The sequence below is a fragment of the Microbacterium sp. Y-01 genome (assembly GCF_003856715.1).
In the GTDB taxonomy this organism is placed as follows: domain Bacteria; phylum Actinomycetota; class Actinomycetes; order Actinomycetales; family Microbacteriaceae; genus Microbacterium; species Microbacterium algeriense.
This window is the reverse complement of sequence record NZ_CP024170.1, coordinates 3516487-3541876: the sequence shown is the minus strand read 5'-3', so window position 1 is coordinate 3541876 and position 25390 is coordinate 3516487. Positions and strand designations below refer to the sequence as shown.

The window sequence follows — 25390 nt, the reverse complement described above, 5'->3', positions numbered from 1 at the left end:
GGCTTGCCTCCTACACTGGATGCCGTGACCGCACTCGACGCAGACCGCCAGACCCTTCTCGACCTGATCAAGGATGAGGCGGTGTTCCACGGTGACTTCACCCTCTCCAGCGGCAAGAAGGCGACGTACTACGTCGACATGCGCAAGCTCACGCTGGACCACCGCGCAGCACCCGCGATCGGCCGCATCATGCTCGACCTGATCGGCGACCTCGACGTGGTCGCTGTGGGGGGCCTGACGCTCGGCGCCGACCCGATCGCGAACTCGGTCCTGCACGCCTCGGTCGGCACCGACCGTCCGCTCGACGCGTTCGTCGTTCGCAAGGAGCCCAAGGACCACGGTCGCGGCCGCCAGATCGAGGGCGCCGACGTCAAGGGCAAGCGCGTCGTCGTCCTGGAAGACACGTCCACCACCGGGCAGTCCGCGCTCAAGGCCGTCGAGGCGCTCCGCAAGGAGGGCGCCGAGGTCGTCGCGGTCGCGGTGATCGTCGACCGCAAGACCGGAGCCCAGGCGGCCATCGAAGCCGAGGGTCTGGAGTGGCGCGCGGCGTTCGACCTCGACGATCTCGGACTCGACCCCCAGTGACCCGTTACGCGCTGGCCGTCGACGTCGGCGGCACGAAGATGGAGGCCGCGCTCGTCTCTGAAGACGGTGCGCTCGTCGACGGCAGTCGGAGCCGTCAGGCGACCGGCCGCGAAACCACGCCCGCCTCGCTGAACGCCGCGGTCGTCGCGATCGTCGAGCACGCCCTCGCGGCACTGGCCGCCGATGCCGAGCTTGTCGGCGCCGGCATCGGCAGCGCGGGTCCGGTCGACCGCACACGCGGCGAGATCATGCCCGTGAACATGCCGCTCGCCCGAGGATTCGGCCTGGTCGAGGCGGTCGCGACGGCCGCAGCCGTCGTCCTGGGGCGCGAGATCCCGACGACGCTCGGCCATGACGGGGGTGCTCTCGCGCTCGCCGAATCGTGGCTCGGCGCCACGCAGGAGGCCGGGGCGTCGTTGTCGATCGTCGTCTCCACCGGTGTCGGCGGAGGCTTCGTGGTCGGCGGCGCCTACGTGCCCGGTGCCACCGGGAATGCCGGCCACCTCGGTCAGGTGCGCCGGGAGGGTGGGCTCACCCTCGAGGAGATCGCTTCGGGCCCGGCGAGTGCAGCGTGGGCGCAGGAGCAGGGCTGGAGCGGAGCGACCGGCGAAGATCTCGCCCGTGATGCCGCAGCCGGCGTCGCGGTCGCCCGCGCCGCGATCGAGCGTTCGGCAAGGGCCGTCGGCGAAGCCTTGGCGGATGCCGCGACCCTCGTCGACCTGGATGTGGTGGCTATCGGCGGCGGCTTCTCTCGTGTCTCCTCCGACTACATCGACCTCGTGCAGCATGCGCTCACCGCGAGTGCGGCGCACGACTACTCCCGTCGGACCCGCGTCGTGCGCTCGGGACTCGGCGACGAGGGCCCGCTCATCGGCGCCGCCGCTCTCGTCCTGCGGTAGGTCTATCAGCGGATCCCGCTCATCGGCGCGCGGTGAGCAGGTGCCGGGGTGGTCCTTCGAGTCGCGCGACAGCGATCTTGAGGTCGGTGACGTCGGTCGCGACCGCGTCGATGCGGGTGCTCAGCTTGTCGTCGACGGCGTCGATCCGGGTGCTCAGCTTCTCGTCGACGGCGTCGATCCGGGTGCTCAGCTTGTCGTCGACGGCGTCGATGCGGTCGTCGATGCGGCGGACCATCCAGGCCCCGGCGGCGAAGAGGCTGGTGGTGAGCGTGAGGACGACGCCGATTGCGCTCAGGATGATGGTGAGAATCTCCGGGGTCACGGGTTCACCCTCTCCCTGTGGTGAGCAGGTGCCGGGGTGGTCCTTCGAGTCGCGCAACGGCGATCTTGAGGTCGGTGACGTCGGTCGCGACCGCGTCTATTCGCGCGCTCAGCTTGTCGTCGACGGCGTCGATCCGGGTGCTCAGCTTCTCGTCGACGGCGTCGATCCGGTCGTCGATGCGGCGGACCATCCAGGCGCCGGCGGCGAAGAGGCTGGTGGTGAGCGTCAGGACGACGCCGATTGCGCTCAGGATGATGGTGAGGGTCTCCGGGCTCACGAGTTCACCCTCTCCCTGTGGTGAGCAGGTGCCGGGGTGGTCCTTCGAGTCGCGCAACGGCGATCTTGAGGTCGGTGGCGTCGGCGGCGACGGCGTCGATGCGGGCGCTCAGCTTCTCGTCGACCGCGTCGATCCGGTCGTCGATGCGGCGGACCATCCAGGCCCCGGCGGCGAGGAGGCTCGTGCCGAGGGTGAGGACGATGCCGATCGCGCTGACGACGATCGCGAGAACCTCCGTGGACACGTTTGCGCTCCTCTGCAGATGGGTGTGACGATGACGTTACGCCGCCCTCGCTGGGGTGCGCGGCGGTATTCCAGCATCTGTGAACAGGTCGCGAGGATCGCGAGGCGTGGAGGAGACAACCGGCGGAGTATTTTTACATCCGAAGGGCCACTCCTGTACTTTTAGTACAACGTACGGAGGAGAACTGATGCGCGTCCTGGGACTGATCTCCGGCACCTCGCACGACGGGATCGACGCCGCCGTCGTCGACTTCACGACGAACGGGGGCTTCACCGCGCACGGCGTCGACCTCCGTGGCACGGTGCTCGCATCCACGAGCGTGCCCTACAGCCCGGAGCTGCGGGCGCGCCTCATCGCGGCACTGCCACCGGCGCAGACCACGCTCGCCGAGGTCGCCGAGCTCGACACGCTCATCGGGCAGGCGTTCGCCGAGGTCGCGGCCGACATCGCCGCGGAGGTCGGAGGCGTCGACGCGGTGTGCTCGCACGGGCAGACGGTCTACCACTGGGTCGACGGCGCGCACGCGCTCGGCACGCTCCAGATCGGTCAGCCGGCCTGGATCGCGGAGAGGGTCGGCGCACCGGTGGTGTCCGACATCCGCATCCGCGACATCACCGCGGGTGGCCACGGTGCCCCGCTCGTGTCGTTCCTCGACGAGCTGCTGCTCCGTGGACGAGCCGGCGTCTCCGCAGCCCTCAACCTCGGCGGCATCTCCAACATGACGGTGGTGCGCGAGGGCGGCCTCGTCGCCTACGACATCGGCCCCGCGAACGCCCTGGTCGACGCGGTCATCGTCGAACACGACCTCAACCCGCTCGGCTACGACGACGACGCCGCGATCGCCCGCACGGGACAGATCGACGATCCGCTTCTCGACGCGATGCTCGCCGACCCGTACTACGCGCTGACCCCGCCGAAGAGCACCGGCAAGGAGCACTTCCACCTCGCCTACGTGCACGAGCACCTCGCAGCGCAGGGACGCGAGATCGCGGTCGCCGATGTCGTGCGCACGCTCACCGAGCTCACAGTCCGCACCGTCGCGCGCGACGTCGCGGCCGCGGGCATCGGGTTCCTCGCGGTCTCCGGCGGCGGCTGCCGGAACCCGCTGATCCTCGATGGCCTTCGTGCCGCGCTGCCGGAGACCGAGGTCGTGCTGGCCGACGAACTCGGCGCCGCGGCCGACAGCAAGGAGGCCATCCTCCTCGCGCTCATCGGCTGGTCGACCATGCACGGCGTTGCCGCCATCGTCCCCGGAGGCACGGGCGCCCGCGATCCCCGCATCCTCGGCACGATCACCCCCGGGGCCGGTCCGCTGCAGATGCCGGAGCCGGTCGCGGCCATCGACTCCCTCACGCTCGCGGAGGCGTCGGCCTCCTGACCGCGGCCTGTCGCGCGCGCCGCCCCGCCTTCCACCGCGCACGGATGTCGGGCGGATGGACGGATGCCGGGCGGAAGCGGCCGGATCCGTCCGACATCCGTGAATCGGTCCGACATCCGTACCGACGGACGCGGTCAGCGGGAGCGGTCGTCCTCGTCCCAGGGGCCTTCCCACCAGCCCGCGCGGCCGTCGCCGTCCTCGCCGCGGCTGCGGCGGGAGCGCACGAACTGCACGACGAACACCACGAGCGTCGTCAGCAGGATCACGAACGCGACGAGGAAGATGAGGTCGCTCTGGTTCACGGTCGCTTCCCTTCCGCGGCATCCGCCACGATCTTCGCGATGCGGGCGGTCCGGGTCTCCGGCCGCTTCGCCATCGCGATGTGCGTGAGACCGAACTTCTTCACCGAGGCCGGGAAGGCGTCCCAACCCTCGCGGGCCGCGGGGACGGCGTCGAGCGCGGCGGTGAGCTCCTCGGGCTCGATCCCCGCCTCCGGGCCGTCGAGCAGGGTCCATGATCCGTTCGCCTTCGCCGTCTCCAGCGCGCGGATGCCGGCAGGGGCGAGCAGCCCCTCCGCCTCGAGCTCGGCGATGCGCGCCTTGTTGGTCGCCGCCCATCCGCTGCCGGGTCGCCGCGGCGAGAACCACTGTCCGTTGGCACGCTCCGGCGTCCCCTCGCTGAACACCCGGACCGGACCGTCGATCCACCCGAAGCACAGCGCCTGTCGCACCGCGTCCTCGTAGCCGACGCCCGTGCTGCTCCCGCGGACACTCAGCAGCCACACGCCGTTCCCGCGTTCGTGGTTCTCCTCGAGCCAGGCGCGCCAGGCCGCGGCATCCGCCGCCGTGACCTGCTCGCCGTCGTCGAGGGCGCCCACGTCAGTCCTCGTCGACCGTGGCGATCGTTCCGGTGACCATGGGCAGCAGATCGGCCACGGAGTCGACGATCTCGTCCGGGCGGAACGGATACTTCTCGATCTCCGCCTGATCGCTGATGCCCGTGAGGACCAGCACCGTGTGCAGGCCCGCTTCGATGCCGGCGACGATGTCGGTGTCCATGCGGTCGCCGATCATCCCGGTCTTCTTCGAGTGGGCGCCGATCTTGTTCAGCGCCGAGCGGAACATCATCGGGTTCGGCTTGCCCACCACATAGGGCTCCTTGCCGGTCGCCTTCGTGATGAGCGCGGCGATGGCCCCGGTGGCGGGGAGCACGCCGTCGGCGCTCGGTCCCGTCGCGTCCGGGTTGGTCACGATGAAGCGGGCGCCGTTGATGATGTGCCTGATCGCCTTCGTGATCGCCTCGAACGAGTAGTTGCGCGTCTCGCCGACGACCACGAAGTCGGGGTCGGTCTCGGTCATGATGAACCCCGCCTCGTGCAGGGCGGTGAGGATGCCGGCCTCGCCGATCACGAAGGCCGAACCGCCGGGAAGCTGCTGCGCGAGGAAGTCGGCGGTCGCGAGCGCTGAGGTCCAGATGCGGTCCTCCGGCACGACCAGACCGCTGGTGCGGAGCCGGGCGGAGAGGTCGCGGGCGGTGAAGATCGAGTTGTTCGTGAGCACGAGGTAGGGGATGCCGTCGCGCTCCCAGCCCGCGAGCATCTCAGACGCCCCGGGGATGGCGGTGTTCTCATGCACGAGAACGCCGTCCATGTCGGTGAGCCAGCATTCGATGTCGTCGCGGTGTCCCATGGGGACAGCCTAGAGGGCCGGTGTTTCCCGCACGTGAATGCGGGCTGGAGCTAGGCGCTGAGCCACACCACGCTGTCGGCCCCGGCGGGGAGCGGGCGAGCGGTGCCCTCGAGCTCGACGCCCGAGACCGTGACCGCGACGGTCGACCCCACCGTGAGTCCCAGCGCCTCGAGCGCACGCAGGAGCTCGGGGTCGCGGTCGTCGACGCGGAGCACGTGGCCGGTGTGTCCGGCGGGGGCGTCGGCGAGCAGGACGAACGGCTCGCGCTCGATGCGACCGTCGGCATCCGGGATCGCGTCGCCGTGGGGGTCGAAGCGCGGGCGGCCCAGGCGTGCGTCGATGCCCTCGAGGAGGCGGTCGCTGATGGTGTGCTCGAGCACCTCGGCCTCGTCGTGCACCTCGTCCCAGCCGTAGCCGAACTCCTGCACCAGCCAGGTCTCGATCAACCGGTGCCGGCGGACCATGGCCAGAGCGCGCACGGTGCCGGCCTCGGTCAGCCGCACGGCACCGTAGGGCACGTGCGAGACGAGACCGGCGGCGGCGAGCTTCTTCACCATCTCCGTGACGGACGACGGGGCGATGCCGAGCTTCGCGGCCAGGACCGACGGCGTGATCGGAGCGTCCTGCCACTCGGTGTGCGCGTAGACGGTCTTCAGATAGTCGTCAGCTGCCGGGGATGCCACCGGACCAGCCTACGTGGTACGGCCGGGCGCCCCCACGAACCGGGTCGGTCCGCGGCGCCCTCAGTTCGCGACCGCGACGAGGATGCCGAACGCCGCCTGTCCGGCGAAGAACACCACGAGGAAACCGAGGAGGGCGGCCGCGAGCGAGAGCCGGCCGTCGAACCCGTCCACCTCGGCCATCCCGATCTTGCGCGCGCGGAACGCGAGCACGAGCGTGACGATGCCGAGCGCGAGCTGCACCCACGGGGCGCCGAGGCCGATGACCTTCGGGAAGGCGATCAGCACCCCGCCGATGACCCCGGTCGCGAAACCGATCCACGTGAGGATGCGGACGGTGCGGCGGGCGTTCTCGGCGGACATGCCTCGAGCCTATCCGCGGTCAGGCTCCGGTCAGCACCAGCCAGAGCAGCGCTCCGTTCAGGGCGATCAGCAGCACGGATGCGAGGATGCCGGCTGCGGTGGTCCATCGCCGGTTCGCCCAGACCCCGAGCGTCCGCCGCTGCGCCGTGAGCGCCACCAGCGGGATCAGCGCGAACGGGATGCCGAAGGACAGCACGACCTGGCTCAGCACGAGGGCGAGCGTCGGATCGACACCTGCGCCCAGGATGACGAGCGCCGGGATGAGGGTCACGAGTCGTCGCGCGAGCAGCGGGATGCGCACGTGCAGGAGTCCGTGCATGATCTCCGCGCCGGCGTACGCACCCACCGAGGTCGACGCCAGGCCGGAAGCGAGGAGTCCGACGGCGAAGAAGGTGGCGACGACGGGGCCGAGCCCTGCGGCCAGGGCGGCGTGCGCCCCCTCCAGGGAATCGGTGCCGTCGACACCGGCGAGGTTGGCGGCGGCCAGCAGCAGGATCCCGAGGTTGACGGATCCGGCGATCACCATCGCGATCGAGACATCCCAGCGGGTCGCGGTGAGCAGACGGCGGATGCGTGACGCCTCGGTGCGCACGGCCTCATCGCCCGTGTGGGCGGTGGTGGCGCCGAAACGGTCGCGGGCGAGAGACGAGTGGGCGTAGATCGCGTGGGGCATGATGGTCGCCCCGAGGATCGACGCGGCGAGGAGGACCGAGCCGGTCCCCTCGAAGCGCGGGAGGAGACCGCCGAGCACGCCGGCGGGGTCGGGCGGCGCCACGAACAGCCCTGCGAGGAAGCCGATCGTGATGATCGTCATGAGCGCGATGATGACGAACTCGAACGGCCGCGCACCACGGCGGCTCTGCACGGCGAGCAGGATCATCGATACCGCGCCCGTGATCAGGCCGCCCAGGAGCAGCGGCACATCGAACAGCAGGTTCAGCGCCACCGCGCCGCCGATCACCTCGGCGAGATCGGTGGCCATCGCGACCAGCTCGGCCTGCAGCCAATAGGCCCGCCGTGCCCACGGTCGGCGCAGGCGCGCACCCAGCACTTCGGGCAGGCTCTGCCCGGTGACGACGCCGAGCTTGGCGGAGAGGTACTGGATCAGCCAGGCCATGACGTTGCCGGCGACGACGATCCACACCAGCAGATAGCCGTACTGGGCCCCCGCGGTCATGTTGCTGGCCACGTTGCCGGGGTCGAGGTAGGCGACGCCGGCGACGAGCGCGGGTCCGAGCAGCCAGAGGCTGCGCGGGGGCGCGGCGGCGGTCGGCGTCACGGCGGCGTCGAGATTTTTAGGCACACCGAAACCGTAGCGTATTTTTCGGCGTACCTAAATATCTTGCGTCGCGCCGCGGAGATAGCCTGGCCTGATGGATGCCGCTGCTCTGACGAACCCGACGCCGGAGGGACCCGGCGGCTCCGCCGCGCAACCCGGATACGGCGTCGGACCCTGGCCCGGCGGAGCGGACGCGTGGCCGGTGGGGGAGCAGTACGACCCGGAACTGCTCGCCGAAGGCGACACGAGGAACGTGATCGACCGCTACCGCTACTGGCGGATGGAGGCGATCGTGGCCGACCTCGACACGCACCGGCACCCGTTCCACGTGGCGATCGAGAACTGGCAGCACGACATGAACATCGGCTCCATCGTGCGCAGCGCGAACGCGTTCCTCGCGGACACCGTGCACATCATCGGCCGACGCCGATGGAACAAGCGCGGGGCCATGGTCACCGACCGGTACCAGCACGTCGTGCACCATGAGGACGTCGCGGCCTTCACCGCCTGGGCGGCCGCCGAGGGGATCCCGATCATCGCGGTCGACAACGTCGAAGGGGCCGTTCCCGTGGATCGAGCCGAACTCCCGCGCTCCTGTGTGCTGCTGTTCGGACAGGAGGGGCCGGGGCTGTCCGCGGAGGCGCTCGCTGCGGCATCGGCTCACATCGAGATCACCCAGTACGGCTCGACCCGGTCGATCAACGCCAGCGCAGCCGCCGCGGTGATCATGTACGAGTGGTGCCGCCGCTACGCGTCCTGAACGCGGCGGCGCACTCAGCCGCGGTCGATGCCGAAGATGTGACGATAGATCGCACTGACGTCACGATCGAGGTGGTCGATGCGGTCGTGGATGGCGCGGATCTCGTTGCGCACGTTCGCGAACTCGCTTCCCGACTCGGCACGCACGCTCGCGAACTCGTTCCGGAATTCCGTGCGCACGCTCGCGAACTCGTTCCGGAACTCGGTGCGCACGCTGTCGAACTCGGTGCGGAACTCGGTACGCACGCTGTCGAACCCGTTTTGCATCGTCCGCAGGAACATCGTCGACATGAGTGTCATCGTGCCGAACATCGCAGCGGCGAAGACGCCGATCAGCGTCCAGACCTGTGGTTCCGTCATCCCCAGCATCCCTTCAGTGTCCCTCGATCATGGTCGAGGGGCCAGGGTTCCCGGACGTAGTATTCCGCGGGATCCAGCGGTTGGGGAGAAGTCCTCAGCTCGGCGGACTGTGCAGACGCGGGGCGGGCATCAGCCTGCGGCGGCGAGCCATCGCCCCGAGCGCACCCGCCAGCCGAGGGTGCCCAGACGGGCGAGCAGGTACACGCCGAAGAACGCGACCGCGAGCCAGACGAGCCCGGCCACGCCGTCGACGCCGCCCGCGGCGATGATCCACAGTGCGGGAAGGAACGGCACGAGGTTCAGGCCGCCGGCGATCGCCAGGTACCGGGCGTCGTTCGCCCCCATGAGCACGCCGTCCAGCACGAACACGACCCCCGCGACGGGCTGCGCGACCGCGAGCACGAGCAGGGCGGGCTGCACGAGCGCCGCGACGCGCGGGTCGCCCGTGAAGACGATCCCGAGCACGCCGGACAGCGCCGCGATCAGACCGCCGACCACCACGCCGAACCACGCGCCCCACGCCACCGTGCGCGCCAGCACGCGATGCACCTGCGTCTCGTCGCCGGCGCCGAGCTCCTTGCCGATCAGGGCCTGCGCCGCGATCGCCAGGGCGTCCAGCGCGAACGCGGCCGCGGAGAAGATGGTGAACACGATCTGCCACCCGGCCAGCTCGTCGGTGCCGATCCCGGTCGCGACGCCGACCGTCGCGAGCAGCGCGACGCGCAGACTCACGGTGCGCAGGAACAGCCAGCCGCCCGACGCGGCGGTGCTGCGCAGTCCATCGCGTCGCGCCCGCAGCGAGGCGCTGTGTCTCGTGGCCAGACGGCGGATGACCAGCACGTAGGCGGCCACCATGCCCCACTGCGCCGTCACGGTGCCGGCGGCCGACCCCGGGATCCCCCAGCCGAGACCGTAGATGAAGAGCCAGTTCAGCAGCGCGTTGGCGCCGAAGCCCAGGCCGGCGATCCACAGCGGCGTCATGGTGTCCTGCATGCCGCGCAACAGACCGGTCGCGGCGAACACGATGAGCATCGCCGGCAGTCCCCACATCGAGATGACGAGGTAGTCGTCGGCCTGTGCTGCCACGGCGTCGCTCGCGCCGAACAGCGAGACGAGCCACGGCGACGAGACCGCGCCGACCACCGCGAGCACGGCTCCGAGGCCCAGCGCGAGCCACATCCCGTTGATCCCGACAGACACCGCCTCGCCGGGCTGCCCCGCCCCGAAACGCCTGGCCACCGCGGGCGTGGTGGAGTAGGCCAGGAACACCATGAGCCCGACGATCGTCTGCAGCACGGCCCCGGCGATGCCGAGTCCGGCGAGCGGCGTCGTGCCCAGGTGGCCGACCAGTGCGGCATCCACGATCAGGAAGGCCGGTTCGGCGATCAGTGCGCCCAGCGCGGGGACCGCCAGACGCAGGATCTCTCTGTTGAGGGAGGCGCGCGCGGTCATCCTCCGAGCCTATGACCTCAGCACCGCCGCCCCCGCCGATGCCACGGTCGTAGGGTGGAACCACACCGGATGCTGCGGAGGTGCATCATGACGGATCCCCGGGAGGCGGCCGCGCGGTATCGCGCGCGACAGCGTCAGGCCCAGAGCGCGGACGGCGGCGAGGACGGCGGAACACCGCCGGGGATCGCTGCGGCGGTGGATCGCGCCGCCTTCATCGAGACCGCGATCCAGGTCGCGATCCGCCGCGGGGAGTTCGACGACCTGCCCGGCGCGGGCAAGCCGCTGGAAGGCCTGGGCACCCACCACGATCCGGACTGGTGGATCCGCCGCAAGATCGAGACCGAGAACCTCACCGGCCTCGGCCCTCCCGCCATCCTGCTGCGCACCGAGGACCGCGAGCTGGACGATCAGCTCGACCTGCTCGGCCGCGAATCCGACGTGCGGGACGTCGTCGAGGACTTCAACCGCCGGGTGCGGGAAGCGCGGCGACAACTGCAGGGCGGGCCACCCGTCGTCACCTCTCCTCGAGACGTGGATGCCGAGGTGGCCGCGTGGGCCGAACGTCGGGCCGCCCGCACCGCAGCAGCCCCTGCTGAGGAGCCGCGACGCCGGCGCTTCGGTCGTCGCCGCCGCACCTGACCCGAAGCCTCGACAGCTGCCCGCCATCGACACGAAGGGGGAGGGGCGTCATAGGCTGGGGCGCATGACTGATGTGCTTCCCGCGGGCCTCGCCCTTGATGAGTTCAGCTCCGACATCCGCCCGCAGGACGACCTCTACCGGCACGTGAACGGTGCCTGGCTCGCCCGCACCGAGATCCCGGGTGACAAGGCGCGCTGGGGCTCGTTCCACCTGCTGGCCGAGCAGGCCGAGAAGGACGTCCGCGCGATCATCGAGGAGTCGCAGGACGCAGAGGAGGGCACGCTCGCCCGCAAGATCGGCGACCTGTTCGCCAGCTTCATGGACACCGAGCGCATCGACGCCGCCGGCGTCGCGCCGCTGGCCGAGACGCTCGCCGAGATCGACGCGATCGACGGCATCCCCGCCCTTCTGCGCACCGTCGGTGCCTATGATCGCGACGGCCGCGCCGCCGTGATCGGGCTCTACGTCGACGGCGACCCGGGCAACCCTGAGCGCTACCTGCCGGTGCTCGTGCAGGCGGGCCTCTCCCTGCCGGACGAGAGCTACTTCCGACTCGACACGTTCACCGACACGCGCGCCGCCTACCGCGCCCACCTGGAGCGCCTGCTCGACCTTGCGGGCGTGCCGGACGCGGCGGCGAACGCGGAGCGCTCGATCGCGCTCGAGACGGAACTGGCCGGTCACCACTGGGACAACGTACGCAGCCGCGACGCTGTTGCGACGTACAACCTCAAGACGTGGGACGAGCTGCAGGAACTCGCCGGCGTCGACCTGACGCCGTGGCGCGATGCCGTCACCCCGTCCAACCCCCGCGCTTTCGACGAGGTCGTCGTGTCGCAGCCCAGCTTCTTCGAGGGACTCGGCTCGCTGCTCACCCCGGAGCGCCTGGACGACTGGAAGGCCTGGTTGCGGGCCAAGGTCGTGCACGCGGCCGCCCCGTACCTGACGGACGATCTCGTGCAGGAGAACTTCTCCTTCTACGGCACCGAGCTCACCGGCGTCCCGACGATCCGGGAGCGCTGGAAGCGCGGCGTCTCGCTCACCGAGGGTGCGCTCGGCGAGGCCATCGGCAAGGTCTACGTCGAGCGCCACTACCCGCCGACGGCGAAGGCCGCGATGGATGAGCTGGTCGCGAACCTCATCGAGGCGTACCGGCAGAGCATCACCGACCTCGAGTGGATGACGGCCGAGACCCGCGAGCGCGCGCTGGCCAAACTCGACTCCTTCACGCCGAAGATCGGCCACCCCGCGGTGTGGCGCGACTACTCGAGCCTCGAGATCGACCGGGAGGACCTGTTCGGGAACGTCCGCCGCGCCGCGATCTTCGAGCACGACCGCAACGTCGACAAGGTCGGCAAGCCGATCGACCGCGACGAGTGGCACATGCCCCCGCAGATGGTCAACGCGTACTACAACCCCTCGATGAACGAGATCGTCTTCCCCGCCGCGATCCTGCAGTATCCGTTCTTCGACGCCGGGCGCGACGCCGCCGCGAACTACGGCGGGATCGGCGCGGTGATCGGCCACGAGATCGGACACGGCTTCGACGACCAGGGCAGCCGGTACGACGGCGACGGTCGGCTCGAGGACTGGTGGACCGACGCCGACCGTGCGGCGTTCGAAGAGCGGACCAAGGCGCTCATCGCTCAGTACGACGCCCTCGTGCCGGAGGGCCTCGACGCCGAGCACCACGTGAACGGCGCCCTGACGATCGGCGAGAACATCGGCGACCTCGGCGGACTCGGCATCGCGCTCAAGGCCTACGAGCTGTCGTTGCGCTCCGACTCCGCGGTCCCTGAGCCTGCCGAAGGGCCGGTCATCGACGGGTACACCGGTGTGCAGCGCCTTCTGCTGTCCTGGGCGCAGGTGTGGCAGCAGAAGAGCCGCGACGCCGAGACGCTGCGGCTGCTGACGATCGACCCGCACTCGCCGAACGAGTTCCGCTGCAACCAGATCGTGCGCAACATCGACGCCTTCTACGAGGCCTTCGGTGTCGCCGAGGAGGACGCGCTCTGGCTCCCCGAGTCCGAGCGGGTGACCATCTGGTGACCAATCACCGCCGTCTGTGAAGCGCGCCCCGGCGGTGGGGTTACGATAGCCCTGCCGTCGGGAGCGCTCCCGTCGGTATCCCGCACATCCCTCCCTCCTAAGGATCACGCGTGGGCGCTCTCGAGCCTGGTGAAGGGTTCCGCAACTCCTCGGCACCCGACTCCCTCGGCGATGCCCACGGCGCGTCCGAACACGGCCGTCGCTCGCAGCGCACCAGCCGCCGTGTCCCCCGTCGTGCCGCGGCCGGTCGTCGATCCTTCACCTCCACGCTGCGCGCGCTGGAGGGCCTGGTGGACTCGGGAGCGCAGGTCTCCGTGCACGTCGTCGACCTCGACAGCCACGTGCACGTCCTCGCCGGCGACGACCACGTCACGATGCCCGTCGGCGGTCTCGGCGTCGTCCCGCTGCTGATCGAGGTGGCGGCCGGTTTCGAGGACGGCACGCTCGATCCGTTCGAGATCGTCGACCGCACGAGTGTCGAGGCGGTGGAGAGCTCGGGACTGTGGCGGCACCTGCACGCACCCGCACTGCCGCTGGAAGACCTGGCGGTGCTGGCCGCGACCGCGGGGGATCCGATCGCCGTCAACGCGCTGCTGCAGAGGGTCGGACACGACAGGGTGCGCGAGCGCATCGAGTCGCTCGGGCTGCGGCGCACGGCCCTGCTCGACCGGTTCCGCGACCGCCGCGGCCCCGATGACGCTCCGCAGGTCGCCGTGGGGTCCGCGCGCGAGTTCGCCGGACTCTTCTCCGCCCTGGTCAACTCGCAGGCCGTCGACGCCGCCGTCAGCGCACAGGTGTCGGAGTGGCTGAGCCTGAACCAGGATCTGAGCCTGGTCGCGGCATCCACGGGGTTGGATCCGTTCGCCCATGATCACGATGCGCACGGCCTGCTGTTCGTCAACAAGACCGGCCGCGATCGGGGTGTCCGGGCCGAAGCCGGTGTGCTCGCGGGCCCGCGTGCCGGCGTGGCGTACGCGCTCATCGTGTGCTTCGACGACCTCTCGATCACGCACCGCCTGCGTGCACACGATGCCTTCCGGGTGCTCGGCGTCGAGCTCATGGAGTACACCCACTGACGCGCGATTGCGCGAGATCAGGCGTTCACGCCGCATCAGGCGAGTTGCTGCGCGGTCTGCCTGTTCTCGCCTATCCGCCTGATCTCGCTAGCATCGGGGGATGCCCCACGCCGACTGGACTCCGCACCGCCGCGACGACGGCGAGCTGCTCGGCTGGATCCATCCGGAGGGTGGCGGCTGGGTCGCCGTCGATGTGCTCGGACGCCGGGTGTCCGCCCCGGGCGAGTGGCTGGACGCCGAGTCCGCGCTGGAGGGGCACGGCATCGCCTGGCTCGCGGATCCGTGGATGCTCGAGGGGGAGGCTGACCGTCCGCTGCGCGTGCGCATCCTGGAGGTGACGCCGGATGAGGAGGGCACCCCGGGACGCATCGTCGTGAAGGTGGACGACTTCGGCGACATGAGCCGCCCCGCGACCGCGCGGTTCACTCTGTCGTGGCCGATCCCCGACCGGCTGCGGCCGCCGCGCGCCGACGACCCGGACCCGCGGACGATCTCCCGCTGAGCCTGCCGCGCGTCGCAGATCCGCCGGGATGTCGCACGGCTTCGCGGGATCCGTGCGACCTCGACGCGAATCCGCGACCGGGCGGCGGGTCAGTTCGGGAGGGAAGGATGCTGCTCGGCGCTGCGCTGCTTCGGGATGAAGAGCGACAGCACCACGGCGACGATGCCGGCCGCGATCGCGAGCCAGAAGCACACCTCGAACGCGGTGCGGGTGGGCACGGCGACGCCGTCGACGTCGATGCTCATCGCCGCGAGCACCCCGCCCATGACCGCGGAGGCCGTCGAGGTGCCGACCGAGCGGAAGAGGGCGTTCAGTCCGTTGGATGCGCCGGTCTCGTTCGCGGGCACCGACCGCATGATGATCATGGGCATGGCGGCGAACGTGAACCCGATGCCGACGCCGATGAAGATGTTCGCGACGAAGATGTGCCACACCTCCGAGGACCACAGCAGCACGAACACGTAGGCGAGCACGATCGCACCCGCCCCGACCGTGAACAGCGGCCGTGGGCCCACCGTGCGCTCGAGCCAGCCCGACAGCGGCGAGATGACCATCATCACCAGTCCCGCCGGCATGATCACGAGCGACGCCGCCACCATGTCGAGGCCGAATCCGGCTCCGCCGACGGGCATCTCCAGCAGCTGCGGGAACGTCACGTTCGAGGCGAACAGCGCGAAGCCCATCCCGATCGCGGCGATGTTCGTGAAGAGCACGGCCGGGCGAGCGGCGACGCGCAGATCGAGCAGCGGGTCCTGGGTGCGCAGCTGGTACCAGCCCCACACCAGCAGCACGGCGAGGCCCCCGATGATGCAGACGAGTGTGATCGGCGAGGTCCAGCCCCACTCGGCGCCGCGCGAGACGAAGAGCAGGATGCCGGTGAGGCCGATCGCGAGCCCGATGGCCCCCAGCACGTCGAGGCGTCCGGGGGAGCGGAGCACGTCCTCGGGGATGACGACGAGCACGAGCACGAGTCCGATGACGCCCAGCGCGGCTGCGAGCCAGAACAGCATGTGCCAGTCGGCGTTCTCGGCGAGAAGTGCGGCCACCGGCATCCCGACCGCGCCGCCGACGCCCATGGTCGCGCTCATCAGGGCCACCGCGGTGCCGAGCCGCTCCGGGGAGAGCACGTCGCGCATGATCGCGATGCCGAGCGGGACGACGCCGGTCACGGCGCCCTGCAGCGCGCGGCCGATGATGACGCCGATGATCGAGCCCGAGACGGCGGCGATCACGGATCCGACGATGAGGATCGCGAGCAGCACGATCACGACCCGGCGCTTGCCGTACATGTCACCCAGTCGGCCCGAGATCGGCGTCGCCACGGCGGCCACGAGCAAGGTGATGGTGACCACCCAGGTGGTGTCCTCGCGGGAGGAGTTCAGCAGCTGGGGAAGTTCGGCCTGCAGCGGCACCACGAGCGTGAACATGAACGACGAGCACAGGCCGGCGAACGCCAGCACCGCGATGATCGCCCACCGCGGCGGGGTACGGGAGAGGCGTTTCCTGGCTCTGTCGTCGTTCGCACCCACCGGCTCAGGCTATCGGCGTTCCCGACCTCCCGGGGCCGATGTGGTTGCATGGCCGGATGACCGACGACACCGCGCCCGCGCAGCACCCCGCCGACTCCGCGTACCACCGCAGGCTCCCGATCGGCGAGGTTCTCGATGCCTCCGCGATCGCGGAGGGACTGCCGTGGGCGTTCGAGAGCATCACGATGCGACCGCTCGAGCCGATGCTGGTCCCCGAGAAGCCGCGTGCGGGCGAGCTGGATCCGGACGAGTGCGGACACTGCGGCCCGAGCGTGCACACGATCTGGCACGACGACCTCTGGCAGGTGCGAGCGGGCTGGGACGTCGGCGGGCTGCCGTTCATCGGCGGGGTCGCACCGCGCGATCACTGGCTGCTGGAGAACGCTCCGGCGGAGGTGCTGGCGGGTCTGGGGCCTCTGATGCAGCGCGTGTCGCAGGCCGTCAAGAGCATCCCGGGCGTCGCTCGCTGTCACTTCGGCCGCTGGAACGACGGTTCCGCGCACATGCACATGTGGGCGCTGGCCCGCCCGGAGGGGATGATGCAGGGCCGCGGCGCAGTGCTGGCGTTCTGGGACGAGATCCTGCCGCCGCTGCCGCCGGCGATGGCGGAGGACCACCTCCGCATCGTCGCGGAGGCCCTCGCCGCGGGCGGGGGCGAGGCGTTCCCGCACCGCTGACCCGGAGTCGGTTTCCCCGAACGTGCCGAGGAGGGGCAGACTGGGACCGTGCGAACCATCCGCGATCTCGACACCGTTGAACTCATCCTCGACGCGCAGGGCCTGCTCGACTCCATCCGGGGTCCGCAGCGCGTGGTGGATGCCGGAACCCTGCGCGCCCTGCAGCAGTCGGGCAACTACGTCGTCGGCTTCTTCGACGGCGAGGGCGACGAGGAGCGCATGGTCGGCGCGTCCATCGCGTTCTTCGGGGAGCCGGCCCGACGTGCGATGCACTCGCACATCACCGCGCTGCTGCCGGAGTACCGCGGGCGCGGCTGGGGCCGCGAGCTCAAGGAGCACCAGCGTCAGTGGGCGTTCTCGCGCGACGTCGGCCGCATCACCTGGGTGTTCGATCCGCTGGTGGCGCGCAACGCGCACTTCTTCTTCACGGTGCTGGGCGCCCGCGCCACGGGGTACTCGGTGAACCGCTACGGCATCTTCGGCGGCGGTGACGCGGGCGACGAGAGCGACCGGCTCGATGTCGAGTGGGCGCTCGCCGACATCGCCAAGCCGCCGGCGGACGACGCGGTGGTGGAGACCCTGGAGATCCCGGCCGACATCGAGGCGCTGCGCGTGTCCGACCCGGCGGCCGCGCACGAGTGGCGCCTGCGCCTGCGTGCGCAGATGGAGGGTCTGCTCGGCAGCGGCCTGCACATCGCGGGCTACGACAACGAACGCGGTTACCTCTTCACCGCGTGAGCTCCCGCCGACTCAGCGCACCCCGCGCATGAGCTTCAGCACGGGCCTCACGCTCAGCAGCAGCCCGATGCCGACGACGATCGCGATGCCGCCGAGGATCGAGAAGAAGGGCACTTCGTCGTCCGGGTCGTAGAACTGCACGAGCCAGCCGGAGATCGCCGTGCCCAAGGCGATCGACAGGAAGAACAGCGCGACCATCTGGGTGCGGAACACGGTCGGTGCGAGCTTGGTGGCCGCCGACAGGCCGACCGGGGAGATGAGCAGCTCCGCCACGGTGAACACGAAGAGGATCCCGACGATCGCGAGCAGCGGCGTGGAGTTCTCCCCTCCGCCGGCGAACGGCAGGAACAGCAGGAACGCGGATCCCATGATGATCGCCGCGAGCGCGAACTTCACCGGGGTCGAGGGCTGACGCGTGCCGAGTCGGGTCCAGATCGCCGCGAAGACGCCGGACAGGATGATGATGAACACCGGGTTGATCGACTGCACCCAGGACACCGGCATCTCCCAGCCGAACAGGTTCCGGTCCAGGCGCTGGTCGGAGTAGATCGTGAGCACGGTGAACTGCTGCTGGTACAGCGACCAGAACGCGACGCTGGTGATGAAGAGCGGCAGGAAGCCCCACACCCGTGATCGCTCGGTGGCGTCGATGCGACGGCTGCCGAGGATCACCGAGAAGTAGGCGATCGTCGCCACGACCGTGACGCCGATCACCAGGGTGGCCAGGTTGTCGGCGCGGATCACTCCGGTCAGCACCAGGACGGCGATGAGCACGACCACCGCACCGGCCAGGAGTCCGACGAGGCGGTAGCGGGAGGTGGGAAGTGGATTCGGAACCTCCCGCGTCGTGGCGGGCAGGGCCTTGCGGCCGAACGAGTACTGGATGAGTCCCAGTGTCATCCCGAGCGCTGCGAGACCGAAGCCCCAGTGGAATCCGAGCGTGGACTGCAGGAGTCCGGTCAGGAGCGGGCCGAGGAAGGCGCCCAGGTTGATGCCGAGATAGAAGAGCGAGAACCCCGCATCTCGGCGCGGGTCGTCGGCGCTGTAGAGGCTGCCGACGACCGATGTCGCGTTCGCCTTCAGGCCACCGGATCCGAGGGCCACGAGCACGAGGCCGACTCCGACCCCGACAGCGCCGGGGATCAGGGCGAGGGCGAGGTGCCCGGCCACGATCACCATCGCGCTCACGAACAGCACGCGCTCCGCGCCGAACAGGCGGTCCGCGACCCAGGCGCCGAGGATCGTCGACAGGTACACCGATCCCCCGTAGGCGCCGAGGATGCCACCCGCGACCGCCTTGGGGATGCCGAGCCCGCCCTCGGTCACCGAGAAGTAGAGGTAGATGAGCAGGATGCCCTGCATGCCGTAGAAGCTGAACCGCTCCCACATCTCCACTCCGAAGATGTGCACCAGCGACCAGGGCTGCCCGAAGAACCGGGTGTCGTCGTCGCGGTTCGGCCGTGTGCGCGCGGGAGTGGTCATGCCAGGACGGTACTCCGCGACCGGCCCCGGGGCCAGGGCACCGCGCGAGACCACCGATAGAATGAGATGCCCGTGTTCACGGGATTCCTCCCGCATCCGACCATTGGAGCCACCATGGCCGAACAGTCCCGCCTCGACAAGGTCATCGCCCTCGCCCGCCACCGCGGGTTCGTGTTCCAAGCGGGTGAGATCTACGGCGGTTCTCGATCGGCCTGGGACTACGGGCCCCTCGGCGCGGAGCTCAAGGAGAACATCCGTCGGCAGTGGTGGCAGACGTTCGTGCGCGGTCGCGGCGACATGGTCGGCCTCGACTCCAGCATCATCCTTCCCAAGCGCGTGTGGGAGGCGTCGGGCCACGTCGCGACCTTCACCGACCCGCTCGTCGAGTGCCTGCAGTGCCACAAGCGCTTCCGTGCGGACAACCTCATCGAGGACTTCGAGGCGCGCAAGGGACGCAAGGCCGAGAACGGCCTCGCCGACATCCCCTGTCCGAACTGCGGCACCAAGGGGCAGTACACCGAGCCGAAGGCCTTCTCCGGTCTGGTGAAGACGTACCTCGGCGTCGTGGACGACGAGTCGGGCCTGTACTACCTGCGCCCCGAGACGGCGCAGGGCATCTTCGTGAACTTCTCGAACGTGCTCACCGCGAGCCGCAAGAAGCCGCCGTTCGGCATCGGTCAGGTCGGCAAGGCTTTCCGCAACGAGATCACCCCCGGCAACTTCATCTTCCGCACCCGCGAGTTCGAGCAGATGGAGATCGAGTACTTCACGCCGCCGGCTGAGGCCCAGGAGTGGTTCGAGCACTGGGTCGAGGCCTGCTGGAACTGGTTCATCGACCTGGGTATCGACCCGGAGAACATGCGTCAGTTCGACGTGCCGGAAGACGACCGCGCGCACTACTCGGCCGGCACGATCGACGTCGAGTACAAGTTCGGCTTCGCCGGCAAGGAGTGGGGCGAGCTCATGGGTGTCGCCAACCGCACCGACTACGACCTCTCCAGCCACAGCGAGGCGTCGGGTCAGAGCCTCACGTTCTTCGACCAGGCGACGGGCGAGCGCTACACCCCGTACGTGATCGAGCCGTCGTTCGGCCTCACCCGCGCGATGATGGCCTTCCTCGTGGACGCGTACGTCGAGGAGCAGGTGCCCAACGCCAAGGGCGGCACCGACACCCGCACGGTGCTCAAGCTCGACCCGCGCCTGGCTCCGGTCAAGGCCGCCGTGCTCCCGCTGTCGCGCAACGAGAAGCTGTCGCCGCTCGCCCGCGAGGTGGCCGACACGCTCCGCAGCTCGTGGGCCGTCGACTTCGACGACGCCGGTGCGATCGGCCGTCGCTACCGCCGCCAGGACGAGATCGGCACCCCGTTCTGCGTCACGGTCGACTTCGACTCGCTCGACGACCGCGCCGTGACCGTGCGCGACCGCGACACCATGGCGCAGGAGCGCGTCTCGATCGACGAGCTGCACGCCTACCTTGCGGAGCGCCTCCGCGGCGCGTGAGGTGACGGCACCGGGGGGAGCCCGCGCACGGGGGGAGTCGTCGCCCGTGCGTCCGGTCGCGGCCATCGTGCTCGGCGCGCTCGCCGTGTCGTGGATGATCCTCACGGTGCTCGACCTGCGGGAGAACGACGGCGCGGGGCCCATCATCGCGATGTTCGGCATCCCGGCGCTCGCGGCCGCGGTCATCATCCAGATCGTGATGGCGCGGCTGGGGGAGCGCAAGCGGGTGCCGAAGGCCGTGTTCTGGTGGGTGCTCGCGGTGCTGCCGCTCGGGACCCTGGCGGGGTTCGTCGTCGCGATCCTCCGCGACCCGGACTACTTCATCGCGGACGAAGGCCCCTGGATGCTGATCTGGGTGCCGATCTTCATCGTTGTGGGGCTGCTGCTCGGCGCCCTCGTCTGGTTCTTCTTCGTGTTCCCGCCGCCCACTCCCGCCTCCGCCCTTCTTCTTGACGCTGAGACCCCGGGTTTCCGCCGAGACCCCGGGGTGCGTGCGCGGGTACGCCGGGGTCTCGCCAGGAAAGCGGGGTCTGGTGCGCACCGGAGGACCCTGCTATGGTCGCTCCTCGTGGGTACTCTGATTCGCTAGATCGGGACGCCGCGTCGAGAGCTCTTCTCCGCGGTGGGTCCTGAGCGACCGCACCCGGCTCCGGGTGCGGTCGAGGTTCCTGTTCCCCGCGTCATCGACGCAGATCCCGGCGGTGCGCGTGCGCCGCTGGAGAGGACCCCTCATGTTCCCTGTACTCTCGACCCCTTCTGCCACCCCGGCCCGCGCTCATCGCGAGTGCGCGCTGCAGGCCGCCTCCGTCCGGTTCGCCGACCATCTCGTCTTGGACCGCATCGACCTCGTCGTCGGCCCCGCCGACCGCCTCGCCGTCATCGGTGACAACGGCGCCGGCAAGTCGACTCTGCTCGACCTGCTCGCCGGCACTCTCCTGCCGACGGCCGGGGAGGTGCGGCTCGACCTCCCCGGCGGCGTCGCGCATGCGCGGCAGAACCCCGTGTTCGCGGACGGGGCGACGGTGGCCGACGCCATCGACGAGCTCCTCGGCGACCTCCGTGCACTGGAGCGCGACCTCGGCCGTGCATACGACCTCCTCGCCGCCGCGGGCTCCGCCGACCGCGAGCCGCAGATGGCCGCCGTGGCCCTGTTGCAGGACCGTTTCGAGTCCCGCGGCGGGTACGACGTCGACCGTCGCATCGACACCGCCCTCGAACAGCTCGGGGTGGGCGGAGTGGACCGCGCACGACCGGTGGCCGCGCTGTCGGGAGGGGAGCGGGCGCGGCTCGCCCTCGCGGTCGCCCTCTCCTCCGGAGCTGAACTGCTTCTCCTCGACGAGCCCACGAACGACCTCGACGACCGGGCGCTGACCTGGCTCGAGGATCGTCTCGCGGCGCACCGGGGAGCGCTGGTGGTCGTGACCCACGACCGTGACTTCCTGGACCGTTTCGCGACGGCTGTGGTGCAGGTGGAGGAGGGACGGATCCGGCGCTACGGCGACGGCTACCCCGGGTTCCTGCGAGCGCACGAGGCCGAGAGACGTGCGGCGGCTGCGCGCCACGAGGAGTGGAAGGCCGAGGTCGCCCGGGCAGAGTCCCTGCTCGCGGCCAACGCGTTCCGGCTGCAGGCGATCCCGCGGAAGCTCGAGCTCGACGGATTCGGTCATGGCGCGTTCCGAGCGCGGAGCCGTGACCACGGTGCCGTCGGGCGCATCCGCATGGCGAAGGAGAGGCTGGCGCGGCTCCGGGACAACCCGTGCCCACCTCCACCGGAGCCGCTGCGGTTCGTGGTCGCGGCAGAGGATCGGGCACCGCTCGACGAGCCGGACGAGCCGCTCCTGACCCTCGACGCCGTGTCCTTCCGCGAGCCGGGACGACGGCTCGACGTGTCGCACTGGATGATCGAAACCGGCTCCCGGTGGCTCGTGACCGGGCCGAACGGGGCTGGGAAGACGACACTCCTCCGCCTCCTCGTCGGCGAGCTCCTCCCCGCATCCGGGACGCTCGTCCGCGCCGACGGGCTGCGGATCGCGTTCCTCCGGCAGGAGGTCGACACCCGTCTGCGGGGTACGGCCGTCGAGGTCTTCGCGGTTCGGACCGGGACGCCGCCGGTCGATGCGCGGGATGCTCTCCTGGCTCACGGCCTCTTCCGAGGGCCGGAGGTCGACCGCGACGTGCGGGGGCTGTCCGTGGGTCAGCGCCGGCGGCTCGATCTCGCGGTGGCCCTGGCGTCGCGGTTCGACCTGCTGCTGCTTGACGAGCCGACGAACCATCTCGATCCCGAGCTCGTGGAGCAGCTCGAGGGCGCCCTCGTGGACCATCCCGCTGCCGTCGTCACGGTGACACACGACCGGCGGTGGCGTCGCCACGCCGCGGACGCACGGCGCGTGCGAGTCGAGGAGGGGGTGGCCACCACCTGAGACCCCGCCTATCCGCCGAGACCCCGGGTTCCGGGCGTCCGCACCCCGGGGGTCTCGGCAGGAAACCGGGGTCTCGGCGACAGGAAGGGAAGGAAGGAGGGAAGGAAGGGGGAGGGGGGAGTTAGGACGTGACTGTCAGGTGCATGCGCGCGTCGCCGCCGGACTCGACCCAGGCGAGCGAGCGCTCCAGGATGCCGCTCAGCACGTCGAGATCGACCTGGTCGAGGTCCTTGAGGTAGAGGCAGCCCACGCCCGTCGTGTGCGGGCCGAGGGCGTCGAGAGCGTCCGCGTGGGCGTCCACGCCGTCGAGGAGGTAGATCGTGGTGGCGGCCTTGCGCGGGGCGAAGCTCAGGACGCCGCTGTCTCCCTCCGTCCCGGTGGGGTAGCGGTAGTGGCAGGAGCCGAACCCGATGATCGAGCCCCAGGTCTGCGGCTCGCGCCCGGTGATGTCCTGCATCAGGGCGGTCAGCGTCTCGGCGTCACGGCGACGCACGGCCGGGGAGGAGCGGGCGATGAGTCCCGCGACGTCATCCCCGGTCGGCCGCACTACTTGGCCGCCTTCGCCGCCGCCTTCATGGCCTTCTTGTGCTCGCGCACCTTCGCGAGCGACTCGGGCGAGACGATGTCCGCGACGCTGCGGTACGAACCGTCCTCGCCGTAGGGAGCGGAGGCCTCCCGCCAGCCCTCGCCGGTGAAGCCGTACTGCTTGCCGAGGAGCGCGAGGAAGATCTTCGCCTTCTGCTCTCCGAATCCCGGCAGGGCCTTGAGTCGCTTCAGCACCTCGGCGCCGCTCGGCTGGGACCCTGAGCCTGTCGAAGGGCCTGAGCCCGTCGAAGGACGCGTCCACAACGCGGCGGCATCCCCGTCCCACTCGTCCACGATCGCCTGGCACAGCGTCTGCACGCGCGTCGCCATGGAGCCGGGGAACCGATGCACCGCGGGCGTCTGCCGGAACGCCTCCAGGAAATCCTCAGGGGCCATGCCCGCGATCGCGGCGGCATCCGTCGCGCCGGTGCGCTGCTCGATCTTGAGCGGACCGGTGAACGCGGTCTCCATCGGGATCTGCTGGTCCAGCAGCATGCCGACGAGCAGCGCCAGCGGGTTCTCGGTCAGCAGGGCGTCGGCGGCGGTGTCTCCGGTGATGTGAAGGGCCATGCCTCCAGTGTCCCACTCACCGAGTCAGGCTGTGGCGGCGTCCTCGACGCTGTCCGCGGCGGGCGCGATCCCGTACAGGGTCGCGAGCGCAGCGGCGAACTCGTCCGCGCGGCCGGCGGCCGCGAGCTCGTGCGCTCGGACGGTCGGCGTGTGCAGCAGCACCCCGGAGAGGTGGCGCAGCGCCTGCTCGACCTTGCCGTCCTCGTCGCCGCGAGAGCGCGCGCGGGCGATCTCGCGCTCGAGCAGTTCGAAGATGTGCGAGCGGAACGCCACTACCGAGGGGGTCACGCTCTGCCGGGCGCCGACGACGTGGAAGGTCTCGGCGGCCTCGCGCACGACGCTGCGGGCAGCATCGGTCGCCTGCAGTTCTTCGAGCGGAGCGTGCAGGCGGATGGTCTCCAGGTCGAGCAGGGCCACGCCCTCGAGGGAGGCGACGGCCGGGTCGACGTTGCGGGGCATGCCCAGGTCCACCACGAGCTGGCTCGCGCGCGTGGGCACGCCGACAGGGCAGCCGGCGGCGGCGGCGAGGCCGACCGGGTGCTGCAGGTGCTCCGGGCCGAGCACGGGCTCGGTCGCCGTGGTGCAGGTGATCAGCAGGCTGGAGTGCGCCGCGGTGCGCGCATACTCCTCGGCGGGAACGGGGCGGATGTCGTGCTTGGCCGCGAAGATCTCCGCGCGACCGGACGGGGAGTAGACGGAGATGTCGACCGCGCCGCGCTCGCGCAGAGTCGCGAGGGTGACGGCGGCGTAGGCGCCGGTGCCCACCAGGAGGACGCGCTCGGCGGACCAGTCGGCGATGCGGCTGTCGGCGAGCTCCAGGGCGAGGCGCACGAGGGAGCGGCCGGCGCGTCCGAGGGCCGTGACGTTCTTGACCTTGCGCTGCGCCTGGCTGGCGCGCTGGAACAGGCGCTCGAGCTCGGGGGAGGTCGTGCCGTCCTTGCGGGCGGACTTCAACGCGCGGCGCACCTGGCCGGCGATCTCGCCCTCACCGGAGACGACGGACTCCAGCCCGGAGGCGACAGAGAAGAGGTGCTCGGCGACGCGGCGCCCCGAGTGCACGGCGTAGGCGCCGTCGAGGTCGGCGGCGGGAATGCCGGTCGCGGACTCGACCGCCTCGATCACGGCTTCGACGCCGATGGCGCCGGCCGCGGTCACCGGCTCATCCATTTCCACGTACGCCTCGAAGCGGTTGCACGTCGCGAGGACCACGGCACCCTGCACACACGGCGCCATGCCCACGATGGTGGGAGCGACGTCGTCGGGGGTGCGGCTCAGGCGTTCGAGCAGTTCGAAGGAGGCGGTCTTGTGACTCGCCGTCACACACAGCAGCACACAT

29 protein-coding genes are annotated in these 25390 nt (G+C 70.4%); 13 read left to right on the top strand and 16 right to left on the bottom strand.

Annotated features, from left to right (window positions below; translation table 11 throughout):
- Positions 1 to 24 precede the first annotated feature (24 nt).
- Both pyrE and CSX12_RS17035 read left to right on the top strand, forming a co-directional pair.
- Positions 25 to 585, top strand: a complete 561-nt coding sequence (pyrE, locus tag CSX12_RS17040) for an orotate phosphoribosyltransferase (RefSeq protein WP_017203446.1) — start codon at positions 25 to 27, stop codon at positions 583 to 585.
- On the top strand, positions 582 to 1484 hold the full coding sequence (locus CSX12_RS17035) for an ROK family protein (protein ID WP_124896577.1): 903 nt from the start codon (positions 582 to 584) through the stop codon (positions 1482 to 1484). The genes pyrE and CSX12_RS17035 overlap by 4 nt, the downstream gene beginning before the upstream one ends.
- A gap of 19 nt (positions 1485 to 1503) precedes the next feature.
- Here the strand turns inward: CSX12_RS17035 and CSX12_RS17030 are convergent, their stop codons facing one another.
- From CSX12_RS17030 to CSX12_RS17020, 3 genes are read right to left on the bottom strand one after another with little or no spacing between them, the layout of a single operon-like run.
- Positions 1504 to 1806 (bottom strand): hypothetical protein, encoded by a 303-nt coding sequence (locus CSX12_RS17030; RefSeq protein WP_124896576.1) that lies wholly within the window; start codon positions 1804 to 1806, stop codon positions 1504 to 1506.
- A gap of 4 nt (positions 1807 to 1810) precedes the next feature.
- Positions 1811 to 2083, bottom strand: a complete 273-nt coding sequence (locus CSX12_RS17025) for a hypothetical protein (RefSeq protein ID WP_124896575.1) — start codon at positions 2081 to 2083, stop codon at positions 1811 to 1813.
- Between the two features lie 4 nt (positions 2084 to 2087).
- Positions 2088 to 2327: a hypothetical protein gene (locus tag CSX12_RS17020; protein ID WP_124896574.1), complete on the bottom strand. Its 240-nt coding sequence runs from the start codon at positions 2325 to 2327 to the stop codon at positions 2088 to 2090.
- Between the two features lie 187 nt (positions 2328 to 2514).
- On the opposite strand from CSX12_RS17020, the gene CSX12_RS17015 reads away from it, so the two are divergent.
- On the top strand, positions 2515 to 3705 hold the full coding sequence (locus tag CSX12_RS17015; protein ID WP_124896573.1) for an anhydro-N-acetylmuramic acid kinase: 1191 nt from the start codon (positions 2515 to 2517) through the stop codon (positions 3703 to 3705).
- 134 nt (positions 3706 to 3839) lie between these two features.
- On the opposite strand, the gene CSX12_RS18550 is transcribed toward CSX12_RS17015, so the two are convergent.
- From CSX12_RS18550 to CSX12_RS16990, 6 genes are read right to left on the bottom strand one after another with little or no spacing between them, the layout of a single operon-like run.
- Positions 3840 to 4007, bottom strand: coding sequence for a hypothetical protein (locus CSX12_RS18550; RefSeq protein ID WP_017203441.1), 168 nt, complete (start codon positions 4005 to 4007; stop codon positions 3840 to 3842).
- Positions 4004 to 4582, bottom strand: coding sequence for a YdeI/OmpD-associated family protein (locus CSX12_RS17010; RefSeq protein WP_124896572.1), 579 nt, complete (start codon positions 4580 to 4582; stop codon positions 4004 to 4006). Before CSX12_RS17010 ends, CSX12_RS18550 begins: the two co-directional genes overlap by 4 nt.
- A 1-nt stretch (position 4583) precedes the next feature.
- Positions 4584 to 5393 (bottom strand): HAD-IIA family hydrolase, encoded by an 810-nt coding sequence (locus CSX12_RS17005; RefSeq protein WP_124896571.1) that lies wholly within the window; start codon positions 5391 to 5393, stop codon positions 4584 to 4586.
- A 50-nt stretch (positions 5394 to 5443) separates the two neighbouring features.
- Entirely contained in the window at positions 5444 to 6076 is a 633-nt protein-coding gene (locus tag CSX12_RS17000; protein WP_124896570.1) for a metal-dependent transcriptional regulator, read from the bottom strand.
- A gap of 60 nt (positions 6077 to 6136) precedes the next feature.
- Positions 6137 to 6436 (bottom strand): hypothetical protein, encoded by a 300-nt coding sequence (locus CSX12_RS16995; protein ID WP_017203437.1) that lies wholly within the window; start codon positions 6434 to 6436, stop codon positions 6137 to 6139.
- 19 nt (positions 6437 to 6455) lie between these two features.
- Entirely contained in the window at positions 6456 to 7739 is a 1284-nt protein-coding gene (locus CSX12_RS16990) for an Nramp family divalent metal transporter (protein ID WP_241160501.1), read from the bottom strand.
- A gap of 70 nt (positions 7740 to 7809) precedes the next feature.
- Here CSX12_RS16990 and CSX12_RS16985 point away from each other — a divergent pair, with 70 nt between their 5' ends.
- Positions 7810 to 8475 (top strand): TrmH family RNA methyltransferase, encoded by a 666-nt coding sequence (locus CSX12_RS16985; protein WP_241160500.1) that lies wholly within the window; start codon positions 7810 to 7812, stop codon positions 8473 to 8475.
- 14 nt (positions 8476 to 8489) lie between these two features.
- On the opposite strand, the gene CSX12_RS16980 is transcribed toward CSX12_RS16985, so the two are convergent.
- Together CSX12_RS16980 and CSX12_RS16975 are read right to left on the bottom strand one after the other, a co-directional pair.
- Positions 8490 to 8834, bottom strand: coding sequence for a hypothetical protein (locus tag CSX12_RS16980; protein ID WP_124896569.1), 345 nt, complete (start codon positions 8832 to 8834; stop codon positions 8490 to 8492).
- A 129-nt stretch (positions 8835 to 8963) separates the two neighbouring features.
- Positions 8964 to 10286 carry an MATE family efflux transporter gene (locus CSX12_RS16975; RefSeq protein ID WP_124896568.1) on the bottom strand — a complete coding sequence of 441 codons (1323 nt, stop codon included), beginning with the start codon at positions 10284 to 10286 and terminating at the stop codon, positions 8964 to 8966.
- A gap of 87 nt (positions 10287 to 10373) precedes the next feature.
- On the opposite strand from CSX12_RS16975, the gene CSX12_RS16970 reads away from it, so the two are divergent.
- The 4 genes from CSX12_RS16970 (at position 10374) to CSX12_RS16955 (ending at position 14553) form a co-directional block, all read left to right on the top strand.
- Positions 10374 to 10925, top strand: coding sequence for a DUF1992 domain-containing protein (locus CSX12_RS16970; RefSeq protein ID WP_241160499.1), 552 nt, complete (start codon positions 10374 to 10376; stop codon positions 10923 to 10925).
- Between the two features lie 64 nt (positions 10926 to 10989).
- Complete coding sequence (locus CSX12_RS16965; protein WP_124896567.1) at positions 10990 to 12975, top strand: M13-type metalloendopeptidase; 1986 nt, start codon at positions 10990 to 10992, stop codon at positions 12973 to 12975.
- A gap of 110 nt (positions 12976 to 13085) precedes the next feature.
- The gene (locus tag CSX12_RS16960; protein ID WP_017203430.1) at positions 13086 to 14051 is read left to right on the top strand and encodes a serine hydrolase; all 966 of its coding nucleotides are present in this window, start codon (positions 13086 to 13088) and stop codon (positions 14049 to 14051) included.
- Between the two features lie 100 nt (positions 14052 to 14151).
- Entirely contained in the window at positions 14152 to 14553 is a 402-nt protein-coding gene (locus CSX12_RS16955; RefSeq protein ID WP_124896566.1) for a hypothetical protein, read from the top strand.
- 89 nt (positions 14554 to 14642) lie between these two features.
- Here the strand turns inward: CSX12_RS16955 and CSX12_RS16950 are convergent, their stop codons facing one another.
- Positions 14643 to 16082 (bottom strand): MFS transporter, encoded by a 1440-nt coding sequence (locus tag CSX12_RS16950; RefSeq protein ID WP_017203428.1) that lies wholly within the window; start codon positions 16080 to 16082, stop codon positions 14643 to 14645.
- Positions 16083 to 16138: 56 nt separating this feature from the next.
- Here CSX12_RS16950 and CSX12_RS16945 point away from each other — a divergent pair, with 56 nt between their 5' ends.
- Both CSX12_RS16945 and CSX12_RS16940 read left to right on the top strand, forming a co-directional pair.
- Positions 16139 to 16759, top strand: coding sequence for a hypothetical protein (locus CSX12_RS16945; RefSeq protein WP_124896565.1), 621 nt, complete (start codon positions 16139 to 16141; stop codon positions 16757 to 16759).
- 48 nt (positions 16760 to 16807) lie between these two features.
- Positions 16808 to 17497 carry a GNAT family N-acetyltransferase gene (locus CSX12_RS16940; RefSeq protein WP_017203426.1) on the top strand — a complete coding sequence of 230 codons (690 nt, stop codon included), beginning with the start codon at positions 16808 to 16810 and terminating at the stop codon, positions 17495 to 17497.
- Between the two features lie 12 nt (positions 17498 to 17509).
- On the opposite strand, the gene CSX12_RS16935 is transcribed toward CSX12_RS16940, so the two are convergent.
- Positions 17510 to 18979 carry an oligopeptide:H+ symporter gene (locus CSX12_RS16935; RefSeq protein WP_124896564.1) on the bottom strand — a complete coding sequence of 490 codons (1470 nt, stop codon included), beginning with the start codon at positions 18977 to 18979 and terminating at the stop codon, positions 17510 to 17512.
- 114 nt (positions 18980 to 19093) lie between these two features.
- Between CSX12_RS16935 and CSX12_RS16930 the strand changes: the two genes are divergently transcribed.
- From CSX12_RS16930 to CSX12_RS16920, 3 genes are all read left to right on the top strand, one after another.
- The gene (locus tag CSX12_RS16930; RefSeq protein WP_124896563.1) at positions 19094 to 20479 is read left to right on the top strand and encodes a glycine--tRNA ligase; all 1386 of its coding nucleotides are present in this window, start codon (positions 19094 to 19096) and stop codon (positions 20477 to 20479) included.
- 46 nt (positions 20480 to 20525) lie between these two features.
- Positions 20526 to 21068 carry a hypothetical protein gene (locus tag CSX12_RS16925; protein WP_124896562.1) on the top strand — a complete coding sequence of 181 codons (543 nt, stop codon included), beginning with the start codon at positions 20526 to 20528 and terminating at the stop codon, positions 21066 to 21068.
- A gap of 142 nt (positions 21069 to 21210) precedes the next feature.
- On the top strand, positions 21211 to 22899 hold the full coding sequence (locus CSX12_RS16920) for an ABC-F family ATP-binding cassette domain-containing protein (RefSeq protein WP_124896561.1): 1689 nt from the start codon (positions 21211 to 21213) through the stop codon (positions 22897 to 22899).
- Between the two features lie 121 nt (positions 22900 to 23020).
- Here the strand turns inward: CSX12_RS16920 and CSX12_RS16915 are convergent, their stop codons facing one another.
- The 3 genes from CSX12_RS16915 to CSX12_RS16905 are packed head-to-tail and all read right to left on the bottom strand — an operon-like array spanning position 23021 to position 25386.
- Positions 23021 to 23446, bottom strand: a complete 426-nt coding sequence (locus tag CSX12_RS16915) for a DUF1801 domain-containing protein (RefSeq protein ID WP_124896560.1) — start codon at positions 23444 to 23446, stop codon at positions 23021 to 23023.
- Positions 23446 to 24054, bottom strand: a complete 609-nt coding sequence (locus CSX12_RS16910; RefSeq protein ID WP_124896559.1) for an HhH-GPD-type base excision DNA repair protein — start codon at positions 24052 to 24054, stop codon at positions 23446 to 23448. Before CSX12_RS16910 ends, CSX12_RS16915 begins: the two co-directional genes overlap by 1 nt.
- 24 nt (positions 24055 to 24078) lie before the next feature.
- Positions 24079 to 25386: a glutamyl-tRNA reductase gene (locus tag CSX12_RS16905; protein WP_225855711.1), complete on the bottom strand. Its 1308-nt coding sequence runs from the start codon at positions 25384 to 25386 to the stop codon at positions 24079 to 24081.
- Between the last annotated feature and the right edge of the window lie 4 nt (positions 25387 to 25390).

Bases quoted from the DNA above. Each gene is read 5' to 3' on its own strand.
- CSX12_RS17015 (WP_124896573.1), top strand. From the start codon at position 2,515: ATGCGCGTCCTGGGACTGATCTCCGGCACCTCGCACGACGGGATCGAC.
- CSX12_RS17005 (WP_124896571.1), bottom strand. From the start codon at position 5,393: ATGGGACACCGCGACGACATCGAATGCTGGCTCACCGACATGGACGGC.
- CSX12_RS16995 (WP_017203437.1), bottom strand. From the start codon at position 6,436: ATGTCCGCCGAGAACGCCCGCCGCACCGTCCGCATCCTCACGTGGATC.
- CSX12_RS16985 (WP_241160500.1), top strand. From the start codon at position 7,810: ATGGATGCCGCTGCTCTGACGAACCCGACGCCGGAGGGACCCGGCGGC.
- CSX12_RS16980 (WP_124896569.1), bottom strand. From the start codon at position 8,834: ATGACGGAACCACAGGTCTGGACGCTGATCGGCGTCTTCGCCGCTGCG.
- CSX12_RS16975 (WP_124896568.1), bottom strand. From the start codon at position 10,286: ATGACCGCGCGCGCCTCCCTCAACAGAGAGATCCTGCGTCTGGCGGTC.
- CSX12_RS16970 (WP_241160499.1), top strand. From the start codon at position 10,374: ATGACGGATCCCCGGGAGGCGGCCGCGCGGTATCGCGCGCGACAGCGT.
- CSX12_RS16965 (WP_124896567.1), top strand. From the start codon at position 10,990: ATGACTGATGTGCTTCCCGCGGGCCTCGCCCTTGATGAGTTCAGCTCC.
- CSX12_RS16955 (WP_124896566.1), top strand. From the start codon at position 14,152: ATGCCCCACGCCGACTGGACTCCGCACCGCCGCGACGACGGCGAGCTG.
- CSX12_RS16945 (WP_124896565.1), top strand. From the start codon at position 16,139: ATGACCGACGACACCGCGCCCGCGCAGCACCCCGCCGACTCCGCGTAC.
- CSX12_RS16935 (WP_124896564.1), bottom strand. From the start codon at position 18,979: ATGACCACTCCCGCGCGCACACGGCCGAACCGCGACGACGACACCCGG.
- CSX12_RS16930 (WP_124896563.1), top strand. From the start codon at position 19,094: ATGGCCGAACAGTCCCGCCTCGACAAGGTCATCGCCCTCGCCCGCCAC.
- CSX12_RS16920 (WP_124896561.1), top strand. From the start codon at position 21,211: ATGTTCCCTGTACTCTCGACCCCTTCTGCCACCCCGGCCCGCGCTCAT.
- CSX12_RS16910 (WP_124896559.1), bottom strand. From the start codon at position 24,054: ATGGCCCTTCACATCACCGGAGACACCGCCGCCGACGCCCTGCTGACC.